Here is an 18,010-nt window from a genome sequence, read left to right on the forward strand (position 1 = left end):
CCGACACCTGCGCCGAGCGCAGCTGCACCGGCGGTCTGGCGGTCGAACTGGCGCTGATCACGGGCCAGCGCCTGGCAGTCGGCCAGATCGGTCGCGAAGCTGGCGCTCGGCGGGCCGTCGAGAACGGGCGTATAGTCGGCCCCCTGACCTGCGCAGGCGGCGGTCAGGATCAGGATGGGCAGAAGCATGGATGCGGATTTCATGGGAGAGGGTCCTTTCACAGGCGATGGAGGGCAGAGAGGAAGGGCAGGGGGGCCATCGGTGGGGCCATCGGGGCCTCAGGCAGGCCCATGTCGCGGCGCAACCGGGCAGGCAGGCCCGCCAGGGCGCGGCGGGGGCTCATCGCGCCCCGGCGGGCGAGGCGGCTGGTCAGGAAGATCTTCATCCGGGTATCCTTTGGGGATTATGCTGTCGATGCCGCCGATCTAGGCGCAGGCTGCGCCCTCTCCCATGACCGAGCGTTCCAAGCTGTTGGCAATCCGTGCCAGCGTGGGTAATCCTGCCACCCAAAGCGATTGGAATGACGTGATGGTTTCAGTGAAGGGCCCCACGGCTGCGGCCGGGATCGTGGGCGGGTTTCTGGATTACGCGGTGGACTGTGGCGGGACGCGCGGGGCGCTTCTGGCCGCTTCGGGCCTGTCCGAGGCCGACCTGGCCGACCAGGATGCGCGGGTGCCGCTTTCCGCCTACAAGGCGCTGATCGAGGCGGCGGCAGCCGCCACGGGCGACGGGGCGCTGCCCATCCGCTACAGCCTGGGCACGCGGCTGGAGGATGTTTCGATCGTCGGGCTGATCGTTCACAGTTCGGCCTCGATGGCCGACTCGATGCGGCAGCTCAACCGCTACTCGAAACTGATGGTGGAAATCGACGTGATGAACGGGGCCGAGCGCTACAGCGTCAGCCCCGAGGCGGGGCAGATCTGGATCATCGACAACCGGCCCGATCCCAACAGCTTCCCCGCCCTGACCGAAACCGCCTTTGCCCGTTTCATCGGCGAGTTTCGCCGGAGCTTCCCGCAGGCCGAGTTCGCGCTGGAAATGGAGGTGACCCATGCCGCCCCGCCGCATGCGGCCGCCTACGAGGAGCTTTACCGCGTGCCGGTGCGCTTCGGTGCCGCGCGCAACGCGCTGCGCATCGAGCCCCGCTGGCTGGAGGTCAAGTGGGAGGGCACCAGCCGCTATGTCTTCGGCATTTTCGCGGGCAAGGCCGATGCGCTGCTGGAAGAGCTGGCGCGCGACGGCTCGCTCAAGGCGCGGGTCGAGGCGCGCCTGATGGCGATCCTGCACGAGGGCGATATCTCGATGGAGCGGATGGCCGGCGAAATGGGCATGAGCCGCCAGACCTTCTATCGCCGCCTGAAAGAGGACGGCACGACTTTCGGCGCGATCCATGACGACCTGCGCCGCCGGATGGCGGTGGATTACCTCTCGGCGCGCAAGGTGTCGGTCAACCAGGCGGCCTACCTGGTGGGGTTTTCCGAGCCTTCGTCCTTCGTGCGTGCCTTCCGGCGCTGGACCGGCCAGACCCCAAGCGCGTTCCGCGCGGCCTGACGCCCCCCTTCGCGGCAAAAGAAAACGGCACCCGGATCAGGGTGCCGTTTCCATCTCTGCTCGCGCCTCGGTTTTCTCAGCGCCCCGAGGCTCAGGCGGCTGCTGCGCCTTCGTCGGCTTCGGCCCGGCGGGCCAGGATGTACTTGTAGATGGCGTTTGCCCCCATGGTGCAGCAAACGACGGTGGCGATACAGGCCAGGTAAAGGGTCATATGGACGGTCTCCTTGTTATGGTTACGTGGGCGTAAAAATCGCCGCGCTTTGTGGCAGGTTCGCGGCGCGTCTTGGGAATTACCGCACCCATTTTGAAGCGAGGTTGGGCAGTCGCGCTTGCAGCGGGCGCGGTTCTGGCGGATCGTGGGGCAGGGAATTTCGCGCGGGAGGCGTCCATGCTGAGGGTCTTCGAGGCCAATGCGAAAGGGCTGATGCCCGGCGACGCGCAGGCCCTGCGGGCCGGCGAAGGGGTGGCGTGGCTCGACCTGTTCGCCCCGGACGAGGCCGAGGCGGCGCTGGTGCGCGGGCTTGGCGTGGCGGTGCCCTCGCTGGCCGAAATGGAAGAGATCGAGATCTCGAACCGGCTCTATCGCGACGAGGGGGTGGAATACCTGACCGTCGTGCTGCCGGGGCAAAACGCCGAAGGGGTGCAGGTCGCCAGCCCTGTAACCTTCATCCTTGGCAATGGGCGGCTCATCACCGTGCGCCACCACGCGCCGCGCCCGTTCGAGACCTACCCGGTGCGCGCGGGCCAGAGCACGGCGGGCTGCGCCTCTGCCGAGCGGCTGCTACTGGGGCTGTGGGAAGACATCGTCTCGCGCCTGGCCGATCACCTGGAAATGGCGGGGCGCGAACTGGACGCGGCGGCGCGGCAGGTCTTCGGGGAAGCCCGTGCGACCGAGCCGGGGGCGTTGCAGGCAACTCTGCGGCAGGTGGGCCTGCAGGGCGAGGTCATCGGCCGTGTGCGGCTGGCGCTGGTGACGCTGGAGCGGGCGCTGAGCTTCTTCGAGGCGACCGAACGCGGCGCGCCGGTTGCGGGGCTGATCGCGGGGCTCATGCGCGACATCGGGGCGCTGTCGGAACATAGCGACCATCTGTCGGCGCGGATCGGCCTGACGGTGGATGCCACGCTCGGGATGATCACGCTGGCGCAGAACCAGACCGTGCGCATCTTCTCGGTGGTGGCGGTGCTGTTCTTGCCGCCGACGCTGGTTGCCTCGATCTACGGCATGAATTTCGCCGCGATGCCGGAACTGCACCAGCCCTGGGGCTATCCTGCGGCCCTTGCGGCGATGCTGGCCTCGGCCCTTGGCTGTTTCCTGGTCTTCAAGTGGAAGAAGTGGCTCTAGCCTTCCGGCCCCCGGTTCAGGCGCCCATCAGGCGGCGGAACCAGCGGATCGGCATCAGCGCCCCGAGGCGGAAGAAGGCGGCCATCTGCCAAGGGTAGGAGGTCGCGAAGCGGCGGCTTTTCATGGCGTTCAGCGTGCGTCGCGCGGCCTCTTCGGGGGTTATGATATAGGGCATGTCGAAGGCGTTCTTGTCGGTCAGCCGCGTCTTGATGAAGCCGGGATTGACCTGCTGCACCTTCACGCCGCTGCCCGAAAGATCCATGTAGAGATTCTCGGCCAGATGCATGAGCGCGGCCTTGCTGGCCCCGTAGCCGATGGCGCCGGGCAAACCGCGAAAGCCCGCAAGCGAGCCGATCAGAACGATATGGCCCTCGCCCTGCGCGGCCATGACCGGCACAACCGGGGCAAGCGCGCGCAGCGCCCCGGTGAAGTTCACCTCCGACACCTGGAGCGCCGCCGCCGCGTTCCAGTCCTGCGCCGCCATCGGCTCGGAGGCCCCGGCGCAGTAGATCACCCCGTCGATCGGGCCAAGCGCCAAACCGGCTGCCGCGACGGAGCCGTCGTCGGTCACGTCCATCGGCAGGGCGCGGGCCCCGGGCAGGCTGCTTGCGAGCTCCTTCAGCCGCGCGGCATTGCGCGCCGACAGGATCATCCGTGCCCCCTCCTCGGCCATGAGGCCCGCCAGGGCGCGGCCCAGGCCTTCGGAGGCCCCGATCAGCCAGTAGGTCTTGCCTGAAAACATGTCAGGCGGCCGGGCGCATGGTGGCGATCAGCTCGGCCACGCGCAGCCCGTATTTGCGCATTTCCGAGCGGTTCATGATCACGCCATTGTCCATCAGGTACATCCAGTCGGTCACGTCCAGAACATGCCCGCCCGCATCCTCGGGCAGCCGCAGGCGGTAATGCATGCGCACCGTCGCCCCCGACATGACCCCGCGCCCGGTGCCGATGATGTCATCGGCGGTGGCGGTGAAGGTGCCGTCATTGGCCACGTCGAGATACCATTTGCGGTCCTGCGTGCCGCCGCCCGCGTAGCGGAAATGCTCGGCCAGGGTGCCCGAGGCCCCGCTCCATTCGCCTTCCATGTCTGCGGTGAAGCGCGAGGTCACGGTGCCGAGCGGACCATAGATCACGCCCTCGCAATGGATGGGCCCGTTGAGGTGCCGCCGGATGTCGAAGTCGGGGCCGGTGTCGGCATAGGTGTCGGGGGACTGGCGGCGGAAGCTGAAGCGCGCGCGCAGGGCAAGCCAGCCGATCAGCAGGGCGGTGAGGCCAAGAAGAACCCAGGTCATGCGCGCGCCTCCCCCGCATGGGCCAGGGCAACCTGGGACACGCCGGTCTGCCCGGTCAGGAACGCCGCCGAGCAGGAGCCGAGATAGAAGCGCCAGCCGCGCAGGAACTCTTCGGGCAGGCCAAGACGCGCGATGCGCGTCGCCTCGTCCGCCATCCGGCCTTGCCATGCGGCGCAGGTGGCCGCGTAATGGGGACCGAAGGCGTAGTCATCGACCACCGAAAGCCCGGCCTTGGCCGCCTGTGCCCTGATCTGTCCGGGCGACAGTAGCATGCCGCCGGGGAAGATATGGGTGCGGATGAAATCCGAGCCCTGCCGGTAGATGTCGAAATAGCTGTCGGGCACGGTGATGACCTGCAGGACCGCGCGCCCGCCCACGGCCAGCCGGTCCTTGAGCGTGGCGAAATAGGCGGGCCAGTAGCGCTGGCCCACGGCCTCGATCATCTCGATCGACACGATATTGTCGTAGCGCCCGCCCGCATCGCGATAATCCTGAAGGCGGATCTCGGCGCGGCCATCGAGCCGTGCATCGGCGTAACCTTTCTGCGCGGCAGACAGGGTCAGCCCGGTCACCCGGTGGCCCCGGTCGGCTGCGGCTTCCGCGAAGCCGCCCCAGCCGCAGCCGATCTCGAGCACGCTGTCGCCGCCGAGCTGGTCGAGGATGCGGGCATTCTTGCGCGCCTGCGCCCGGTCGAGATCGGTGTCACCCTCGGCAAAGAGCGCCGAAGAATAGGTCATCCCCCGGTCGAGCCAGAGCGCGTAGAACTCGTTGCCAAGATCATAGTGCTTGCGGATGTTGCGCGCCGCGCCGCTGCGCGAATTGGCGCGCATCACCGTGTTGAGCAGGCGGTAGCCCAACCGCGCCCAGAAGCCGCCGTAGACATAGGCTTCCAGCCGCTCCATGTTCATCAGCGCCACCTGGCAGAGGTCCGAGATCGAGTCCGTGTCCCACAGGCCAGCGGCATAGGTTTCGCCAAGGCCGATATCGCCCCTGGCCGCGCAGGCGGTGACCACGGACCAGTCGTGGATGGTCATCTCGGCCTCGGGCTGGCCGTGACCGAAATCGTAGATTTCGCCTTCGGGCGTGCGCAGGCGCAGGCTGCCCCGGGTGATCATCCCGCAGCTGTCGAGGAAATCGCGTTTGATACGGGTGGTGAGAAACAACATCAGCTTACCTCGTCGAGCGGGGCTTCGGGGCGGGGGCGGTAGATGGCCCCTTTGAGTTTCAGGCGGGCCGCGTGCCAGTGGATCAGGATCCAGGTGCGCGCGGTGCCAAGCGGGCGGCGGATCGCGGCAGCCAGAAGGCCCGCGTTGGTCATCTCGTGGCGGCTGCCGGTCAGGGTGGCGACCACGCCTTCGGGGCCGTTTTCATGCAGGATGCGGATGGCGACCCGGTCGGGGGCGATGCGGAACTGGAATCGATAGCCGCCCGCGATGTCCTGGAAGGGCGAAACATGCATGACCTTGGTGGCCTCCAGCACGTCGCGCGGGCCGATCGGGGCAAGGTCGCGATGGGCGCTGAAATAACTGTGCCGGTCGCCAAACGTGTTGGTGACCTCCGAGATGACCGCCACGAGCGCCTCGCCCCGGAAGGCCAGCCAGAAGCTGACCGGGTTGAAGACGCGGCCAAGAAAGGCCGGTTGCGTCAAGAGCAGGATGCGCGCGTCGGCCAGGCCGTGGGCTGCGAAGACCTCGCGCGCCCAGGCCGCGCCGCGCCCTTGGCCGGGGGCGCCGCCATGGTGGCGGTCCTGCACCGAATACAGCCCCGCGCGGTTACGGGCAAACAGCGCGGGGCCCGCGCTGGCGTCGGGGTCGATCAGCACGAAATCCACGTCATGGGTGAAGGCGTGCCGGATCGACCCGCGCCGCGCGTGGGTTGTCTGGGATCTCAGGTGTTCGGGCCAGTGGGTCATGCCGCCAGCGCCTCGCGCGGGGCCAGCGCGCGGGCGATGCGCACAGCGCTGGCAAAGCCGTCCTCGTGGAAGCCGTGGCGCGTGTAGGCACCCGCAAACCAGGTATTGTTCTGCCCCTGCATGACGCGCAGCTGTTCCTGCGCCTTCAGCGCGCCGAGGTCGAAGACGGGATGGCGGAAAGTGACCTGGTCATAGGCCAGGTGCTCGGGGATCGGTTTCGAAGGGTTGAGCGTGATGAAGAGCGGGTCGTCCTCGGGGATATTCTGCAACCGGTTCATCCAGTAGCTGACGCCGATGTGGCCGGTCTCGACCCCGGTTTCGGCCTGGTAGACCCAGGAGGACCAGACCTTGCGGCGCATGGGCATCTGGGCCTCGTCGCGGTGCAGCCACACCTCGTTGTCCTGGAAGCGGATCGCCGAGAGCGCCTGCTGCTCGGCGGCCGTGGGCCGGTCGAGCAGCCGCAGCGCCTGGTCGGAATGGCAGGCGAAGATCACCTCGTCGAAAACCTCGGCCGACCCGTCGGTCACGATGGTGACCGCGCCGGGGGTGCGCCGCACGCTGCGCACCGGGGTCGCCACCCGCAGGGTGGCCCCGCTCACCTTCAGCGCCGCTTCCAGCCGGGTCACGTATTCGCGGCTGCCGCCATCGACGGTCCACCACTGGTGCTGGCCATAGGTCGACAGAAGCGCATGGTTGCGGAAGAACTGCACCAGCGCCTTGGCCGGGAAGGACAGGATCTGTTCGGGCGGGGTCGACCAGATCGCTCCCGACAGCGGGGTCAGGTAGTAGTCGCGGAACCAGCGGCCCAGGTTGAGATCGGCCATGAGCTCGCCGATCGTGGCGCTGTCATCCTCGGCCAGGTCCTCGGCGCGGGCATTGAAGCGGAAGATGTCGCGCACCATGCGCAGGAAGCCGGGCCGCGCGAGGTTCGAGCGTTGCGCCAGCAGCGCGTCGAGGCTGGCCAGCCCGTATTCGATGCGGCCCCCGTCAACGCTGGCCCCGAAGCTCATGTCGCTTTTTGCGACCGGCACGTCGAGATCCTGGAATAGCCGCGTCAGGTGCGGGTAGTTGGCGTAGTTGAAGACGATGAAGCCCGTATCGACCGGCTGATCGCCCCGCTTGCCCGCAACAACCGTGCGCGCGTGCCCACCCAGTCGCGGTTCGGCTTCATAGAGCGTGACAGCGTCGCGCCGCGACAGAAGCCAGGCGGCGGCCAGCCCCGAAATGCCGCCACCGATGATGGCAATGCGGCGCGAGGGGCGGAAGGGGGCGTCAAAGCTCATGTCTGTCTCCGGTAGGCTGGTATCGTGCTGGATACGCGCGCAAAAAAACTTCGGATCAAAAATGATCCAGAATTTGCGCGCCCCCGTATTCGCCGTATGTTGATCGCGACGGACATAGACGACGCACGCCCTGTCACGCGCCCCGCGGCGCGGGTCCGGGCTGCCCCAAGGGACAAGGACGCCGTGGCGCCCGAACGCGATTATTCAGAGCAGACGCAGTGGATGCTGGCCGTGCGCGATGCGCGCGACAAAGCCGCCTTTGCCAGGCTCTTCGACTTTTACGCGCCCCGGCTAAAGGGCTTCGCGATCCGGTCGGGCGCGGATCCCAGCCAGGCCGAGGAGATCGTGCAGGACGTCATGCTGACGCTGTGGCGCAAGGCGCATCTCTTCGATCCGGAACGGGCGCAGGTTTCGGGCTGGATCTACCAGGTCACCCGCAACCGCCAGATCGACATGATGCGCCGCACCGGGCGCGCCATGCCGGAGGAATTGAAGCACGAGGACGGGCATGAACCCGATCCCGGGCAGATCCTGGCCCTTGAACAGGAAGCAGGGAAACTAAAACAAGCGCTGGAACGGCTGAAGCCCGAACAGCGCGCGATGATCGAGAAAGCCTATCTGGGCGATCTCACCCATCAGGAAATTCGCGCCGAGACCGGGTTGCCGCTGGGCACCATCAAGTCCCGGATCCGCCTTGGGCTGGAACGGCTGCGACACGAACTCAAAGGGCTACGAGAGCCATGACCGATACGATCAACCACCATATCCCCGAGGCGATCCTTGCCGCCTATGCCGCAGGCACGCTGCCGCATGTCTTCGAGGTCGTCGTGGCCACCCATGTGTCCATGTGCGAGTCCTGCCGCGCGGGGCTCGACGCCCACGAGACCGCGGGCGGCGTGGTGCTGGAAGGCACCGGCGCGGCGGCGCTGTCGGACGATCTGCGCGCCGATGTACTGGCAATGCTGGACATGGAGTTGCCCGCAGACCCCGCAAAGTCCGTCCGCAAGGGGATCTATCCCGGCCCGGTGATGGAGGCGCTCAAGAACCGAGAACCGCGCTGGAAGAGCCTCGGCATGGGCGTGCGCCAGTCGATCCTGGAGGCAGGGCCCGAGGGCAGCCTCAGGCTGCTCTACATTCCGGCGGGCCGGGCCGTGCCCGACCACGGGCATAACGGGTTGGAAATGACTCTGGTGCTGCAGGGCAGCTTCTCGGATGAAACCGGCGCTTTCGGCGTGGGCGACCTTGAAGTGGCCGATGAGGATCTGGAACATACCCCCGTCGCGGGCGAGGGCGCGCCCTGCATCTGCCTCGCGGCCACCGACGCACCGCTGAAATTCCAGACCTTCATGCCGCGCCTGCTCCAGCCCTTGTTTCGCATCTGAGGATCGCGACTGGTCGGCCTTCGACTGAAGGTCGGACGGGGGCCACCCTGCGGGTGGCGATCCCTGTTGCCTATCTGTGCCGCCTTGGGATCGCGACCCGAAGGGTCGCCCGCCGATCTCAGCCCCGAAGCCGGATATCGGCGGTGCGCGCGTGGCCTTCCATGCCTTCCAGCCGGGAAATCCGCGCCGCTGCCTCGGCCACGGGCCGCGCGCCTTCTGCCGTGGCCCGCTGCCAGGTCACGGTCTTGAGGAACTTGTGCACGGACAGCCCGCCGGTGTAGCGCGCCGCGCCAGAGGTGGGCAGAACGTGGTTGGGGCCTGCGCATTTGTCGCCGAAGGCCACCGTGGTCTCGGCCCCGAGGAAGAGCGAGCCATAGACCCGCAGCCGGTTGAGCCACCAGTCTAGCCCCTCGGCCTGCACGTGCAGATGCTCGGGCGCGTAGAGATCGGCCAGGCGGGCCATGTCCTCGAAACTGTCGCACAGGATGATCTCGCCGTGGCGCGCCCAGGCCAGCCGGGCGTTCTCGGCATTGGGCTCTGGCAGGGTCTCGATCAGACGCGGCACCAGCGCCAGCACGCTTTGGGCCAGGGCCGCGTCATTGGTGGCCAGCCAGACCGGGGAGTTATGGCCGTGCTCGGCCTGTCCCACCAGGTCCCAGGCCACGGTTTCCGGCACGGCGCTGCGATCGGCCAGGATCATCGAATCCGTCGGGCCGGCCACCATGTCGATCCCGATCGGGCCGAAAAGCTGCCGCTTGGCCTCGGCCACGTACTGGTTGCCGGGACCCACCAGGATATCGGCCCCGGGCAGGCCGAAATGCCCATGCGCCATGGCCGCCACCGCCTGCACGCCGCCAAGCGCCAGGATCGCGTCGGCGCCGGCAAGATCCATGGTGTAGACGATGGCGTCGGGAATGCCCTGGCCGGGCTTGGCGGGCGAGGTGGCGGTGATATGCGGCACGCCCGCCACCTTGGCCGTGGTGATCGTCATCAGCGCCGAGGCGACATGGGCATAGCGCCCGCCCGGCACGTAGCAGCCAGCCGCCGAAACGGGGATGAGCCTCTGGCCCGCCACAAGCCCCGGTGCCAGCTCGATCTCGCAATCGCTGACCGAGCCGCGCTGTGCCTCGGCAAAGCGGCGGATATTGTCATGGGCATAGCGGATGTCGCGCTTGACCTCCTCGGGCACACGGGCGATGGCGCGGGCCCGGTCGGCGTCGGTCAGCAGGATCTCGCCCTCCCACTTGTCGAATTGCGCCGCCATGCGGCGCACCGCCGCTTCGCCCTCGGTCTCGATCACGCGCAGCATCAGCGTGACCTGGTCGGCCAGTTCTCGCGTATCCGCCGGGTTCGTGGGCTGGGCCTGCTTGATATGGGTGTGGGCCATGGCGAGTCTCTTGAAACTGGGGGCTTGGACGTCGCTCAGCCTTGCGGGATTTCGGTATTTTGTAAATGAAAATAGAGGGTTACACCTGTCATTTCGGATTCTTGAAAACCCCGATTTCACAGGGTGAAAAGCCGCCCCGGCGCGGCCTTGCCCGGCGCGATGTGACCATCGCGCCGGGGCGGGGCCGTGAACGGCCCCGCGTGAAGGCGCGTCGACGCGCCTTGCCCCGTCCCGGCCGCGACGAAAAAATTTCCCTTTCCCCCCAAGGATCGCGCCTTAAGCTGCGTCCAAGGAAAGACATGCGCATGAGTGACACCGATCAGGATCTGGCCCTGGCTGCCGCTGGCGGCGATGCGGACGCCTTCGAGGCGCTGCTTGAACGCCACTATGACCGGCTCTTCGCGCTGGCCTTCCGGCTGACCGGATCGCGCGCCGAGGCCGAGGACCTGACGCAGGACATCTGCGCCGCGCTGCCTTCCAAGCTTGCCAGCTACCGCGGCCAGGCGCGGGTCACGACCTGGCTCTACCGTGTGGCGGTGAACGCCGCGACCGACCGGCGCCGCCGCGCCGCCGCCCATGCCCGTGCCGCCGAAGGATGGGGAGACTGGGAGGTGAACCGCCGCAAGGCCGCCGCCGAGGACAGCGCGCAGGTCGCCTGGCTCCATCGCGCCATGGCGCAGCTGTCGGACAACCTGCGCGACACGCTGGCGCTGGTGCTCGACGACCTGACCCATGCCGAGGTGGCCGATATCCTTGGCGTTTCCGAGGGCACGGTCAGCTGGCGCATCTCCGAGGCCAAGAAGGCGCTCGCCCGTATTCGCACAGAGGAGGAGTCGCCATGACCCCCCGCCCCGAAGATCATGAACTCGACGCTCTGAAATCGGCCCTGGAGGCCGCGACCCCCGCCGCCGATCCCGCCCGGCGCGCGGAAAATATCGCGCTGGCCAGAAAAAATTTCGACGCGGCCCAAGGATCGCGCCCCGAGCCCCGTCAAAGCTCTGATCGTCCCTCTCAGGGGGGCTTTTTCAAAGGAGCTTTCGACATGCTGATTTCCCGACCCCTTCTTGGCGGATTGACCGCCACCACCGCCCTCGTCGCCGTGGGCGTCCTGGTGCTGAGCCCGCAGGGCCAGCAGCTGCTGCGCCCGCCGGTGGCCCCCATCCCCACCATCACCGAGGCCGAGCAGGAACCTGCACTCGACCGGGACAGCGCGACCGAGAGTCGCCAGCAGACCGGGGCAGAGGCCCCCGCCGATATCGTCGTCGAGAGGGGCCCCGGCACCCTGCGCGAGATCGAAGAGGCCGATGAGATGGCCCCGATCATCCTGGCCGAACCCATGGTGCAACCGCTGCCGTCGCCCGCGCCCACCGACGGGTTTGCCGGGCTGCGGGCGGAAGGCGGGGCCATGGTGGCCAGCCCGCAGGGCTACCGCAACACCGCCCCGGCGGGCGGGATGCTTGCCGCGCCCGACATCGTGGCCCCGCCCGAGCCCGACCGCGAGGAATATGCCAACGCCGACGACAACCCGCTGCGGATCACCGCCGAGGACCCGGTCTCGACCTTCTCGATCGACGTGGACACGGCCTCCTGGTCGCTGGTGCGCTCCTCGCTCAACCGGGGCCAGATGCCCGACCCCGAAGCGGTGCGCATCGAAGAGATGATCAACTATTTCCCCTATGAATACGCCGCGCCGGGCGAGGACGACCTCAGCCCCTTCCGCCCCACGGTGAGCGTTTTCGAGACGCCCTGGAACCCCGACACGCAACTGGTGCGCATCGCCCTCCAGGGCGAGCTGCCCGCGATCGAGGATCGCCCGCCGCTCAACCTGGTGTTCCTGATCGACACCTCCGGCTCGATGAACGATCCGCAGAAGCTGCCACTCCTCATCCAGTCTTTCCGGCTGATGCTCGACCGTCTGACGCCCGAGGACGAGGTCGCCATCGTCACCTATGCCGGCAGCGCGGGCGTTGCACTCGATCCCACGCCCGCCAGCGACCGGGAGGCCATCGAGGCGGCGCTCACCAGCCTGCAGGCGGGTGGTTCGACCAATGGCGTGGGCGGTTTGCAGGCGGCCTATGGGCTTGCGCGCCAGATGTCCGAGGAGGGCGAGGTCAGCCGCGTCCTCCTGGCCACCGACGGCGATTTCAACATCGGCATTTCCGATCCCGAGGCGCTGACCGATTTCATCGCCGACCAGCGCGACAGCGGCACCTATCTCTCGGTGCTGGGCTTCGGGCGCGGCAACCTGCAGGACGATACGATGCAGGCGCTGGCCCAGAACGGCAATGGCACCGCGGCCTATATCGACACGCTGAGCGAGGCCCGCCGCGTGCTGGTCGACCAGCTGGCCGGCGCGCTTTTCCCCATCGCCGACGACGTCAAGATCCAGGTGGAATTCAATCCCGCCGTGATCGCCGAATACCGGCTCATCGGCTACGAGACCCGGGCGCTGGCGCGCGAGGATTTCAACAATGACGACGTGGATGCGGGCGAGCTTGGCGCGGGCCATTCCGTGACCGCGCTTTACGAGGTCACGCCCGTGGACAGCCCCGCGCGGCTCACCGATCCGCTGCGCTATGGCGGTTCCGAGCCGGTGATCGCGGACGATCACGAGGGCGAGCTTGGCTTCCTGCGCCTGCGCTGGAAGGCCCCGGGCGAGGAGGAAAGCCAGCTGATCGAGTTCCCGATCGAGGCCGCCGAAAGCGCCGATCCCGAGGCGCAGTTCGCCGCCGCCATCGCGGGCTTCGGCCAGCTTCTGCGCGGCTCGGGCTTCCTGGGTGACTGGAGCTACGCGGATGCCATCGCGCTCGCCAATGCCAATCGCGGCAGCGACGCGTTCGGCTACCGTTTCGAGGCGGTGCAGCTGATGCGCCTGGCCGAAAGCCTCGACGCCGACTGAGCCATCCGCGCTTGGCGCGGAGCGATCGAGCAGCCTGTCCCTTGCGCCTCCGCGCCGGACCCTCGGGGGATGTCCCGCCCCCGGGGGTCGTTTCTGTCTGCCGGATCAATTTTCCGCCGCGGAAAATTGCCCGCGATCCGCAGGATCGCGCCCGGGTCGACGCGCCGAAGGCGCGGCGAGCCCTCAGGCAAGGCGCTCCGCCCCGCGCCACACCCCGGCCAGCGCCCCGGTCTCGTCAAGCTCCACCAGGTCAGCCCGCGCGCCGTTGCACAGCCGTCCGATATCGCCGCGCCCCAGCAGCTCGGCGGGCCGCGAGGTGGCCATCGCCAGCGCCTCGGCCTCCTCCGCCGCGCCGCTATCCACCAGCACCCGCACCGCGCGGGCCAGCGTCAGGTCGGCGCCCGCCAGCGTGCCGTCGGCCAGCGTGAGCCGCCCCTCCCGGCGCATGACCTCGCGCCCGTCGAGCAGGAAGCCTCTGTCCCCGGTTCCCGCCACCGCCATCGCGTCGCTGACCAGCACGATCCGCCCCGGTCCGCGCTTGGCGCGCAGCGCAAGGCGCAGGTTGGCGGGGGCCACGTGGTGCCCGTCGGCGATGAGCCCGGCCCACAGCCGCCCGTCCTCCAGCGCCGCGCCCACGGTGCCCGGCGCGCGCGCGCCAAGCTGGCTCATGGCGTTGAACAGATGGGTCACCATCCGCGCCCCGGCCCCGGCGGCCTCCTGGCAGTCCTCGAAGCGCGCCTCGGGATGGCCGAGCGAGACCAGCACCCCCGCCGCGCTCAGCGCGGCAATGGCCTCTGGCCCCACGATCTCGGGGGCGAGCGTCACCTTCAGCAGCGGCAAGCGGCCCGCCGCGTCGATCAGCGTCGCGCGGTCGCTGTGCTCCATCGGGCGGATCAGCGCCCCGTCATGCGCGCCCTTGCGTGCGGGCGCCAGGTGCGGCCCCTCCAGGTGCAGCCCGGCAAGTCCCGGCACGCCCGCCTCGGCCGCCGCGATGCTGGCCGCGATCGCGGCGGCCTGCAGCTCGGGGCGCGCGGTGATCAGCGTGGGCAAGATCGTCGTGGCCCCCAGGCGCGCATGGGCGCGGGCGATGCGGGCGAGCCCCTCGACCGTGGGGGCGTCATTGAGCAGGACCCCGCCGCCGCCATTGACCTGCAGATCGACGAAACCGGGGGCCAGCGTGCCCTCGACAAAGCGGTGCTCGGCCCCGTCGGGAATGTCGCGCTCGGGGACCAGCGCGGTGATGGTCTCGCCCTCGGTCAGCAGCGCCGCTCCGGTCCGGAACGCGGTTCCGTCAAAGAGCCGCCTGGCGCGCCAGGCGATCACGCGCCCCGCTCCTGTGCCAGCCGCTCGGCCAGGCGCAGCGCCCCGTCAAGCGCGCTGCCCTCGGGCGGTCTGAGCGGCGCGCCGAAATGGGGCGCGAGCCGTGGCCCGATGCCGCCGGCCAGGCAGACGGGATCCGCCCCGTCCCAGCCCAGGTCGGCCAACGCACTTTTCACCGTTGTCACGGCCGCCTCCAGGATCACCCGCGCGACCGGGTCCTCAGGGGCGTCGAAGACAGCCGGCGCAAGGGCGGCCAGCCGTTCGGCCCCCGCCGTGGCGTGACTGCGCAACAGGCCGAGCGCCCCGCCATGCGCATCGAGGAACTCCGCGACAAGGGGCGAGTCGGGCCCGCGCCCGTCGGCGGCCCGGAAGGCCGCGCGGAGCAGCCGCGCACCGATCCACGCGCCCGATCCCTCGTCGCTGAACCGATGGCCCCAGCCCCCGATCACCGTCATGCCCTCGCCCGTGACCCGCGCGAAGAATGACCCCGTGCCCAACATGGCGACGACCCCGTCCGAGGCGCCCAGGGCCCCGGTCACGCCCGCGCGGCGGTCATCCTCGATGACGGCGCCGGGCAGGCGCAGACGTTGGGCCAGCGCCACGCCCTGGGCATGGGTCATCACGCCCGCCACGCCCATGTAGGCGGGCAGGGCGGACAGGTCGCGGCGGCGGATACCCGCTTTCGAGGCGATATGGATCAGGGCCTCGTCGATCGCGGCAGCCCCGGCTTCGGGATCGGTAAAGACATTGGCCGGCCCGCCGGTGGCCTCCAGCCGGATACCCTGCCAGACCAGCGCCACGCGGCAGCCGCTGCCGCCGCCGTCGACGGCCAGAAGATCGGGACGATTGATCTTGTTCATCATGGTCTCACTTTTCCCGAGCACGGGCCAAAAGACCAGATGGTTTGATGGCAGGGGCTAGAGCCTGTCGCGCAGGCTGAACCAGACCATGGCCAGCACCAGGAGCGGCCAGCGCATGGCCGGTCCGCCCGGGAAGCGCGGCGAGGGGACGCTGGCCATCACGTCGAAGCGCTCGGCCTGGCCGGCGATGGTTTCGGCGGCGATCTGGCCCGCCAGCGTCGCCATCGCGACCCCGTGGCCGGAATAGCCCGACAGGCTCAGCACGTTGCCCGCGACCCGCTCGAAATGCGGCATCCGGTTCATGGTGATCCCCAGGGTGCCGCCCCAGGCATGGGTGATCGGCACGTCCGCCAGCTGCGGGAAGATCTCGGCCAGCGGGCGGCGCACCTTGGCGGCGATGTCGCGCGGGAACCGGTAGCCATAGCTTTCGGTGCCCCCGAAGAGCAGCCGGTGATCGTCCGAGAAGCGGAAGTAATTGACCACGAACTTGCTGTCGGCCACCGCGTGATTGCCGCGGATGATCTCTTCCTGCCGCTCGGGGCCCAGAGGTTCGGTGGCCACCACGTAGTTGTTGATGGGCATGACCCGCGAGGCGACCTCGGGCGAGAGATGGCCCAGATAGCCGTTGCAGCCCAGAACGACATGGCTTGCGCTGACCCGGGCGGTCTCGGTGTGAAGGCGCACGGACGTTCCCGGCTCCATCCGGGTCACCCGCGACGTTTCGTGGATGCGCACGCTCGCGCCCGTGGCCAGCCGCGCCAGCCCCAGCGCCAGTTGCAGCGGATCGATATGACCTGCGCCCATGTCGATCGTGCCGCCGTGATAGGCGGGCGAGCCCACCAGCGCGCGCAGCTCGTCGCGGTCGAGCGCCCGGATCTGGTCATAGCCGTATTCGGTCTGAAGCTTCTCGGCATAGGCGGCGTAATCGGGCACGTAGCGCGCCCGGTGCGCGGCATGGATCACGCCGGGATGAAAGCGCGCCTGCACCTCGTCGCGCGCGGCCAGCTCGCGCACCAGCTCGACCGACTGGTTGGCGATGGACCACAGGGCGCGGGCGGTTTCCAGCCCCAGCATCCTTTCCAGTTCGTCCTGCTCCAGCCGCTGGCCCTGGCCCACCTGGCCGCCATTGCGCCCCGAGGCACCAAAGCCCACGCGGCTGGCTTCCAGCAAGACCACGTCGTAGCCCCGTTGCGCCAGGTGCCAGGCTGCCGACAGCCCGGTGAACCCGCCGCCCACCACGGCAACGTCGCAGGCGATCTCGCCCTCCGCCCGGGCAAAGCGGGGCAGGGGGGACGCGGCATGGGCGTAGTAGGACGGGGGATATTCCCCCGGCCTGTCATTGACGCTGAGAAGGTCCATGTGGCTCAGGCCGGCACCAGCAGCCCGCGATCGCTTGCGATGGCATAGGTTTCATCCAGCGCCTTGGTGGCCCGCGCGATCAGCGTGTCGATCTCCTCGGGCGTGATCACCAGCGGCGGCGAGATGATCATCCGGTCGCCCACGTGGCGCATCACCAGGTTATTGGCAAAGCAGCGTTCGCGCGCGATCAGACCCACGGTGCCCGCGGGCGCGGCGAAGGCGGCGCGGCTGGCCTTGTCGGGCGTCATGGCGAGCGAGCCCATCATGCCGACGATCTTGGCCTCGCCGATCAGCGGATGGTCCACCATCGCCTCCCACTTGGCCTTGAGATAGGGCGCCGCCACGTCGCGGACATGGCCGATGATGTTTTCCTCTTCGAGGATGCGCAGGTTTTCCAGCGCCACGGCCGCCGCCACCGGGTGGCCCGAATAGGTGTAGCCGTGGTTGAACTCGCCCGAGCTGATCACCTCGGCCACCTCGTCGCAGACGATCGAGGCCCCGATCGGCGCGTAGCCCGAGCTCAGGCCCTTGGCCACGGTCATGATGTGGGGCCGGATGTTCAGCGTCTCGCTGCCGAACCAGTTGCCGGTGCGCCCGAAGCCGCAGATCACCTCGTCGGCAATCAGCAGGATCTCGTACTTGTCGCAGATGCGCTGGATTTCCGGCCAGTAGCTGTCGGGGGCCACGATCACGCCGCCCGCGCCCTGCACGGGCTCGGCGATGAAGGCCGCCACGCGGTCCTCGCCCAGTTCCAGGATCGCCTCTTCCAGCTCGCGCGCACGCGCCAGGCCGAATTCCTCGGGGCTCATCTCGCCGCCCTCGGCCCACCAGTTGGGCTGGTTGATGTGGTGGATGTCGGGGATCGGGATGCCGCCCTGTTCATGCATCGCCGACATGCCGCCCAGCGAGGCCGACCCCACGGTGGAGCCGTGATAGGCGTTCTTGCGGCTGATGATCACCTTCTTCGAGGGCTTGCCCTTGAACTGCCAGTAGGTGCGCACAATGCGGTTATTGGTGTCATTGGCCTCGGACCCGCCACCGGCATAAAAGACGTGGTTGAGATCCCCCGGCGCCAGCTCGGCCAGCTTCTTCGACAGCGCGATCACCGGCACATGGGTGGTCTTGAAGAAGGTGTTGTAATAGGGCAGCTCGCGCATCTGGCGCGCGGCCACCTCGGCCAGCTCGTCCCGGCCATAGCCGATGTTGACGCACCACAGCCCCGCCATGGCATCGAGAATCTCGTTGCCCTCGGAATCGGTCAGCGTCACCCCGCGCGCGCGGGTGATGACGCGGGCGCCTTCTTGCCCCAGCGCGGTGTTGGCCGAGAACGGGTGCAGGTGATGCGCCGCATCCAGCGCCTGCAATTCCGCCGTCGGCATGTGGTTGGTGATCATGTTCATCTCAGGTGTTCTCCCGTTACGCC

Annotated in this window: 17 protein-coding genes and 1 pseudogene; 6 read left to right on the plus strand and 12 right to left on the minus strand. The window is 68.6% G+C overall.

Annotation, left to right across the window (positions count from 1 at the left end):
- Positions 1-203, minus strand: a pseudogene (locus ACEQXV_RS11665) (glycine zipper family protein); the annotation flags it as partial.
- A gap of 14 nt (positions 204-217) precedes the next feature.
- Positions 218-385 carry a hypothetical protein gene (locus ACEQXV_RS11670; protein WP_370254225.1) on the minus strand — a complete coding sequence of 56 codons (168 nt, stop codon included), beginning with the start codon at positions 383-385 and terminating at the stop codon, positions 218-220.
- Positions 386-450: 65 nt separating this feature from the next.
- Here ACEQXV_RS11670 and ACEQXV_RS11675 point away from each other — a divergent pair, with 65 nt between their 5' ends.
- Together ACEQXV_RS11675 and ACEQXV_RS11680 are read left to right on the plus strand one after the other, a co-directional pair.
- Positions 451-1,551, plus strand: coding sequence for an AraC family transcriptional regulator ligand-binding domain-containing protein (locus ACEQXV_RS11675; protein WP_370254227.1), 1,101 nt, complete (start codon positions 451-453; stop codon positions 1,549-1,551).
- A 388-nt stretch (positions 1,552-1,939) separates the two neighbouring features.
- The gene (locus ACEQXV_RS11680) at positions 1,940-2,893 is read left to right on the plus strand and encodes a magnesium transporter CorA family protein (RefSeq protein ID WP_370269280.1); all 954 of its coding nucleotides are present in this window, start codon (positions 1,940-1,942) and stop codon (positions 2,891-2,893) included.
- 16 nt (positions 2,894-2,909) lie between these two features.
- On the opposite strand, the gene ACEQXV_RS11685 is transcribed toward ACEQXV_RS11680, so the two are convergent.
- The 5 genes from ACEQXV_RS11685 to ACEQXV_RS11705 are packed head-to-tail and all read right to left on the minus strand — an operon-like array spanning position 2,910 to position 7,380.
- Positions 2,910-3,635: an SDR family NAD(P)-dependent oxidoreductase gene (locus ACEQXV_RS11685; RefSeq protein WP_370269281.1), complete on the minus strand. Its 726-nt coding sequence runs from the start codon at positions 3,633-3,635 to the stop codon at positions 2,910-2,912.
- 1 nt (position 3,636) lies between these two features.
- Entirely contained in the window at positions 3,637-4,185 is a 549-nt protein-coding gene (locus ACEQXV_RS11690) for a DUF3833 domain-containing protein (protein ID WP_370254230.1), read from the minus strand.
- Entirely contained in the window at positions 4,182-5,351 is a 1,170-nt protein-coding gene (locus ACEQXV_RS11695) for a class I SAM-dependent methyltransferase (RefSeq protein ID WP_370269283.1), read from the minus strand. Before ACEQXV_RS11695 ends, ACEQXV_RS11690 begins: the two co-directional genes overlap by 4 nt.
- Positions 5,351-6,097, minus strand: coding sequence for a DUF1365 domain-containing protein (locus tag ACEQXV_RS11700; RefSeq protein WP_370254233.1), 747 nt, complete (start codon positions 6,095-6,097; stop codon positions 5,351-5,353). The genes ACEQXV_RS11695 and ACEQXV_RS11700 overlap by 1 nt, the downstream gene beginning before the upstream one ends.
- Positions 6,094-7,380, minus strand: a complete 1,287-nt coding sequence (locus ACEQXV_RS11705; RefSeq protein ID WP_370269284.1) for an NAD(P)/FAD-dependent oxidoreductase — start codon at positions 7,378-7,380, stop codon at positions 6,094-6,096. Before ACEQXV_RS11705 ends, ACEQXV_RS11700 begins: the two co-directional genes overlap by 4 nt.
- Positions 7,381-7,563: 183 nt before the next feature.
- On the opposite strand from ACEQXV_RS11705, the gene ACEQXV_RS11710 reads away from it, so the two are divergent.
- Positions 7,564-8,124 (plus strand): sigma-70 family RNA polymerase sigma factor, encoded by a 561-nt coding sequence (locus tag ACEQXV_RS11710; RefSeq protein ID WP_370254236.1) that lies wholly within the window; start codon positions 7,564-7,566, stop codon positions 8,122-8,124.
- Positions 8,121-8,762, plus strand: coding sequence for a ChrR family anti-sigma-E factor (locus ACEQXV_RS11715; protein WP_370254237.1), 642 nt, complete (start codon positions 8,121-8,123; stop codon positions 8,760-8,762). The genes ACEQXV_RS11710 and ACEQXV_RS11715 overlap by 4 nt, the downstream gene beginning before the upstream one ends.
- Positions 8,763-8,880: 118 nt before the next feature.
- On the opposite strand, the gene hisD is transcribed toward ACEQXV_RS11715, so the two are convergent.
- Positions 8,881-10,149, minus strand: coding sequence for a histidinol dehydrogenase (gene hisD, locus ACEQXV_RS11720; RefSeq protein ID WP_370269285.1), 1,269 nt, complete (start codon positions 10,147-10,149; stop codon positions 8,881-8,883).
- Between the two features lie 305 nt (positions 10,150-10,454).
- Here hisD and ACEQXV_RS11725 point away from each other — a divergent pair, with 305 nt between their 5' ends.
- Both ACEQXV_RS11725 and ACEQXV_RS11730 read left to right on the plus strand, forming a co-directional pair.
- Positions 10,455-10,991, plus strand: a complete 537-nt coding sequence (locus ACEQXV_RS11725) for an RNA polymerase sigma factor (protein ID WP_370269286.1) — start codon at positions 10,455-10,457, stop codon at positions 10,989-10,991.
- The gene (locus tag ACEQXV_RS11730) at positions 10,988-13,048 is read left to right on the plus strand and encodes a von Willebrand factor type A domain-containing protein (RefSeq protein WP_370269288.1); all 2,061 of its coding nucleotides are present in this window, start codon (positions 10,988-10,990) and stop codon (positions 13,046-13,048) included. Before ACEQXV_RS11725 ends, ACEQXV_RS11730 begins: the two co-directional genes overlap by 4 nt.
- A 183-nt stretch (positions 13,049-13,231) precedes the next feature.
- Here the strand turns inward: ACEQXV_RS11730 and nagA are convergent, their stop codons facing one another.
- Genes nagA through ACEQXV_RS11750 form a run of 4 tightly spaced genes read right to left on the minus strand, consistent with a single transcriptional unit; the run spans position 13,232 to position 17,987 of the window.
- Positions 13,232-14,371 carry an N-acetylglucosamine-6-phosphate deacetylase gene (nagA, locus tag ACEQXV_RS11735; RefSeq protein WP_370269289.1) on the minus strand — a complete coding sequence of 380 codons (1,140 nt, stop codon included), beginning with the start codon at positions 14,369-14,371 and terminating at the stop codon, positions 13,232-13,234.
- Positions 14,368-15,231: a BadF/BadG/BcrA/BcrD ATPase family protein gene (locus ACEQXV_RS11740; protein WP_372525724.1), complete on the minus strand. Its 864-nt coding sequence runs from the start codon at positions 15,229-15,231 to the stop codon at positions 14,368-14,370. The genes nagA and ACEQXV_RS11740 overlap by 4 nt, the downstream gene beginning before the upstream one ends.
- A 54-nt stretch (positions 15,232-15,285) precedes the next feature.
- Positions 15,286-16,587 (minus strand): NAD(P)/FAD-dependent oxidoreductase, encoded by a 1,302-nt coding sequence (locus ACEQXV_RS11745; RefSeq protein WP_370269292.1) that lies wholly within the window; start codon positions 16,585-16,587, stop codon positions 15,286-15,288.
- Positions 16,588-16,592: 5 nt separating this feature from the next.
- Positions 16,593-17,987, minus strand: a complete 1,395-nt coding sequence (locus ACEQXV_RS11750) for an aspartate aminotransferase family protein (RefSeq protein ID WP_370269293.1) — start codon at positions 17,985-17,987, stop codon at positions 16,593-16,595.
- Between the last annotated feature and the right edge of the window lie 23 nt (positions 17,988-18,010).

The organism is Nioella sp. (assembly GCF_964229645.1).
In the GTDB taxonomy this organism is placed as follows: Bacteria; Pseudomonadota; Alphaproteobacteria; order Rhodobacterales; family Rhodobacteraceae; genus Nioella.

Excerpts from the sequence above, each read along its gene's own strand:
- ACEQXV_RS11680 (WP_370269280.1), top strand. The coding sequence starts at position 1,940 with ATGCTGAGGGTCTTCGAGGCCAATGCGAAAGGGCTGATGCCCGGCGAC.
- ACEQXV_RS11695 (WP_370269283.1), bottom strand. The coding sequence starts at position 5,351 with ATGTTGTTTCTCACCACCCGTATCAAACGCGATTTCCTCGACAGCTGC.
- ACEQXV_RS11745 (WP_370269292.1), bottom strand. The coding sequence starts at position 16,587 with ATGGACCTTCTCAGCGTCAATGACAGGCCGGGGGAATATCCCCCGTCC.
- ACEQXV_RS11750 (WP_370269293.1), bottom strand. The coding sequence starts at position 17,987 with ATGAACATGATCACCAACCACATGCCGACGGCGGAATTGCAGGCGCTG.
- ACEQXV_RS11740 (WP_372525724.1), bottom strand. The coding sequence starts at position 15,231 with ATGATGAACAAGATCAATCGTCCCGATCTTCTGGCCGTCGACGGCGGC.
- ACEQXV_RS11675 (WP_370254227.1), top strand. The coding sequence starts at position 451 with ATGACCGAGCGTTCCAAGCTGTTGGCAATCCGTGCCAGCGTGGGTAAT.
- ACEQXV_RS11690 (WP_370254230.1), bottom strand. The coding sequence starts at position 4,185 with ATGACCTGGGTTCTTCTTGGCCTCACCGCCCTGCTGATCGGCTGGCTT.
- ACEQXV_RS11700 (WP_370254233.1), bottom strand. The coding sequence starts at position 6,097 with ATGACCCACTGGCCCGAACACCTGAGATCCCAGACAACCCACGCGCGG.
- ACEQXV_RS11725 (WP_370269286.1), top strand. The coding sequence starts at position 10,455 with ATGAGTGACACCGATCAGGATCTGGCCCTGGCTGCCGCTGGCGGCGAT.
- ACEQXV_RS11670 (WP_370254225.1), bottom strand. The coding sequence starts at position 385 with ATGAAGATCTTCCTGACCAGCCGCCTCGCCCGCCGGGGCGCGATGAGC.
- ACEQXV_RS11685 (WP_370269281.1), bottom strand. The coding sequence starts at position 3,635 with ATGTTTTCAGGCAAGACCTACTGGCTGATCGGGGCCTCCGAAGGCCTG.
- ACEQXV_RS11730 (WP_370269288.1), top strand. The coding sequence starts at position 10,988 with ATGACCCCCCGCCCCGAAGATCATGAACTCGACGCTCTGAAATCGGCC.
- hisD (WP_370269285.1), bottom strand. The coding sequence starts at position 10,149 with ATGGCCCACACCCATATCAAGCAGGCCCAGCCCACGAACCCGGCGGAT.
- ACEQXV_RS11705 (WP_370269284.1), bottom strand. The coding sequence starts at position 7,380 with ATGAGCTTTGACGCCCCCTTCCGCCCCTCGCGCCGCATTGCCATCATC.
- ACEQXV_RS11715 (WP_370254237.1), top strand. The coding sequence starts at position 8,121 with ATGACCGATACGATCAACCACCATATCCCCGAGGCGATCCTTGCCGCC.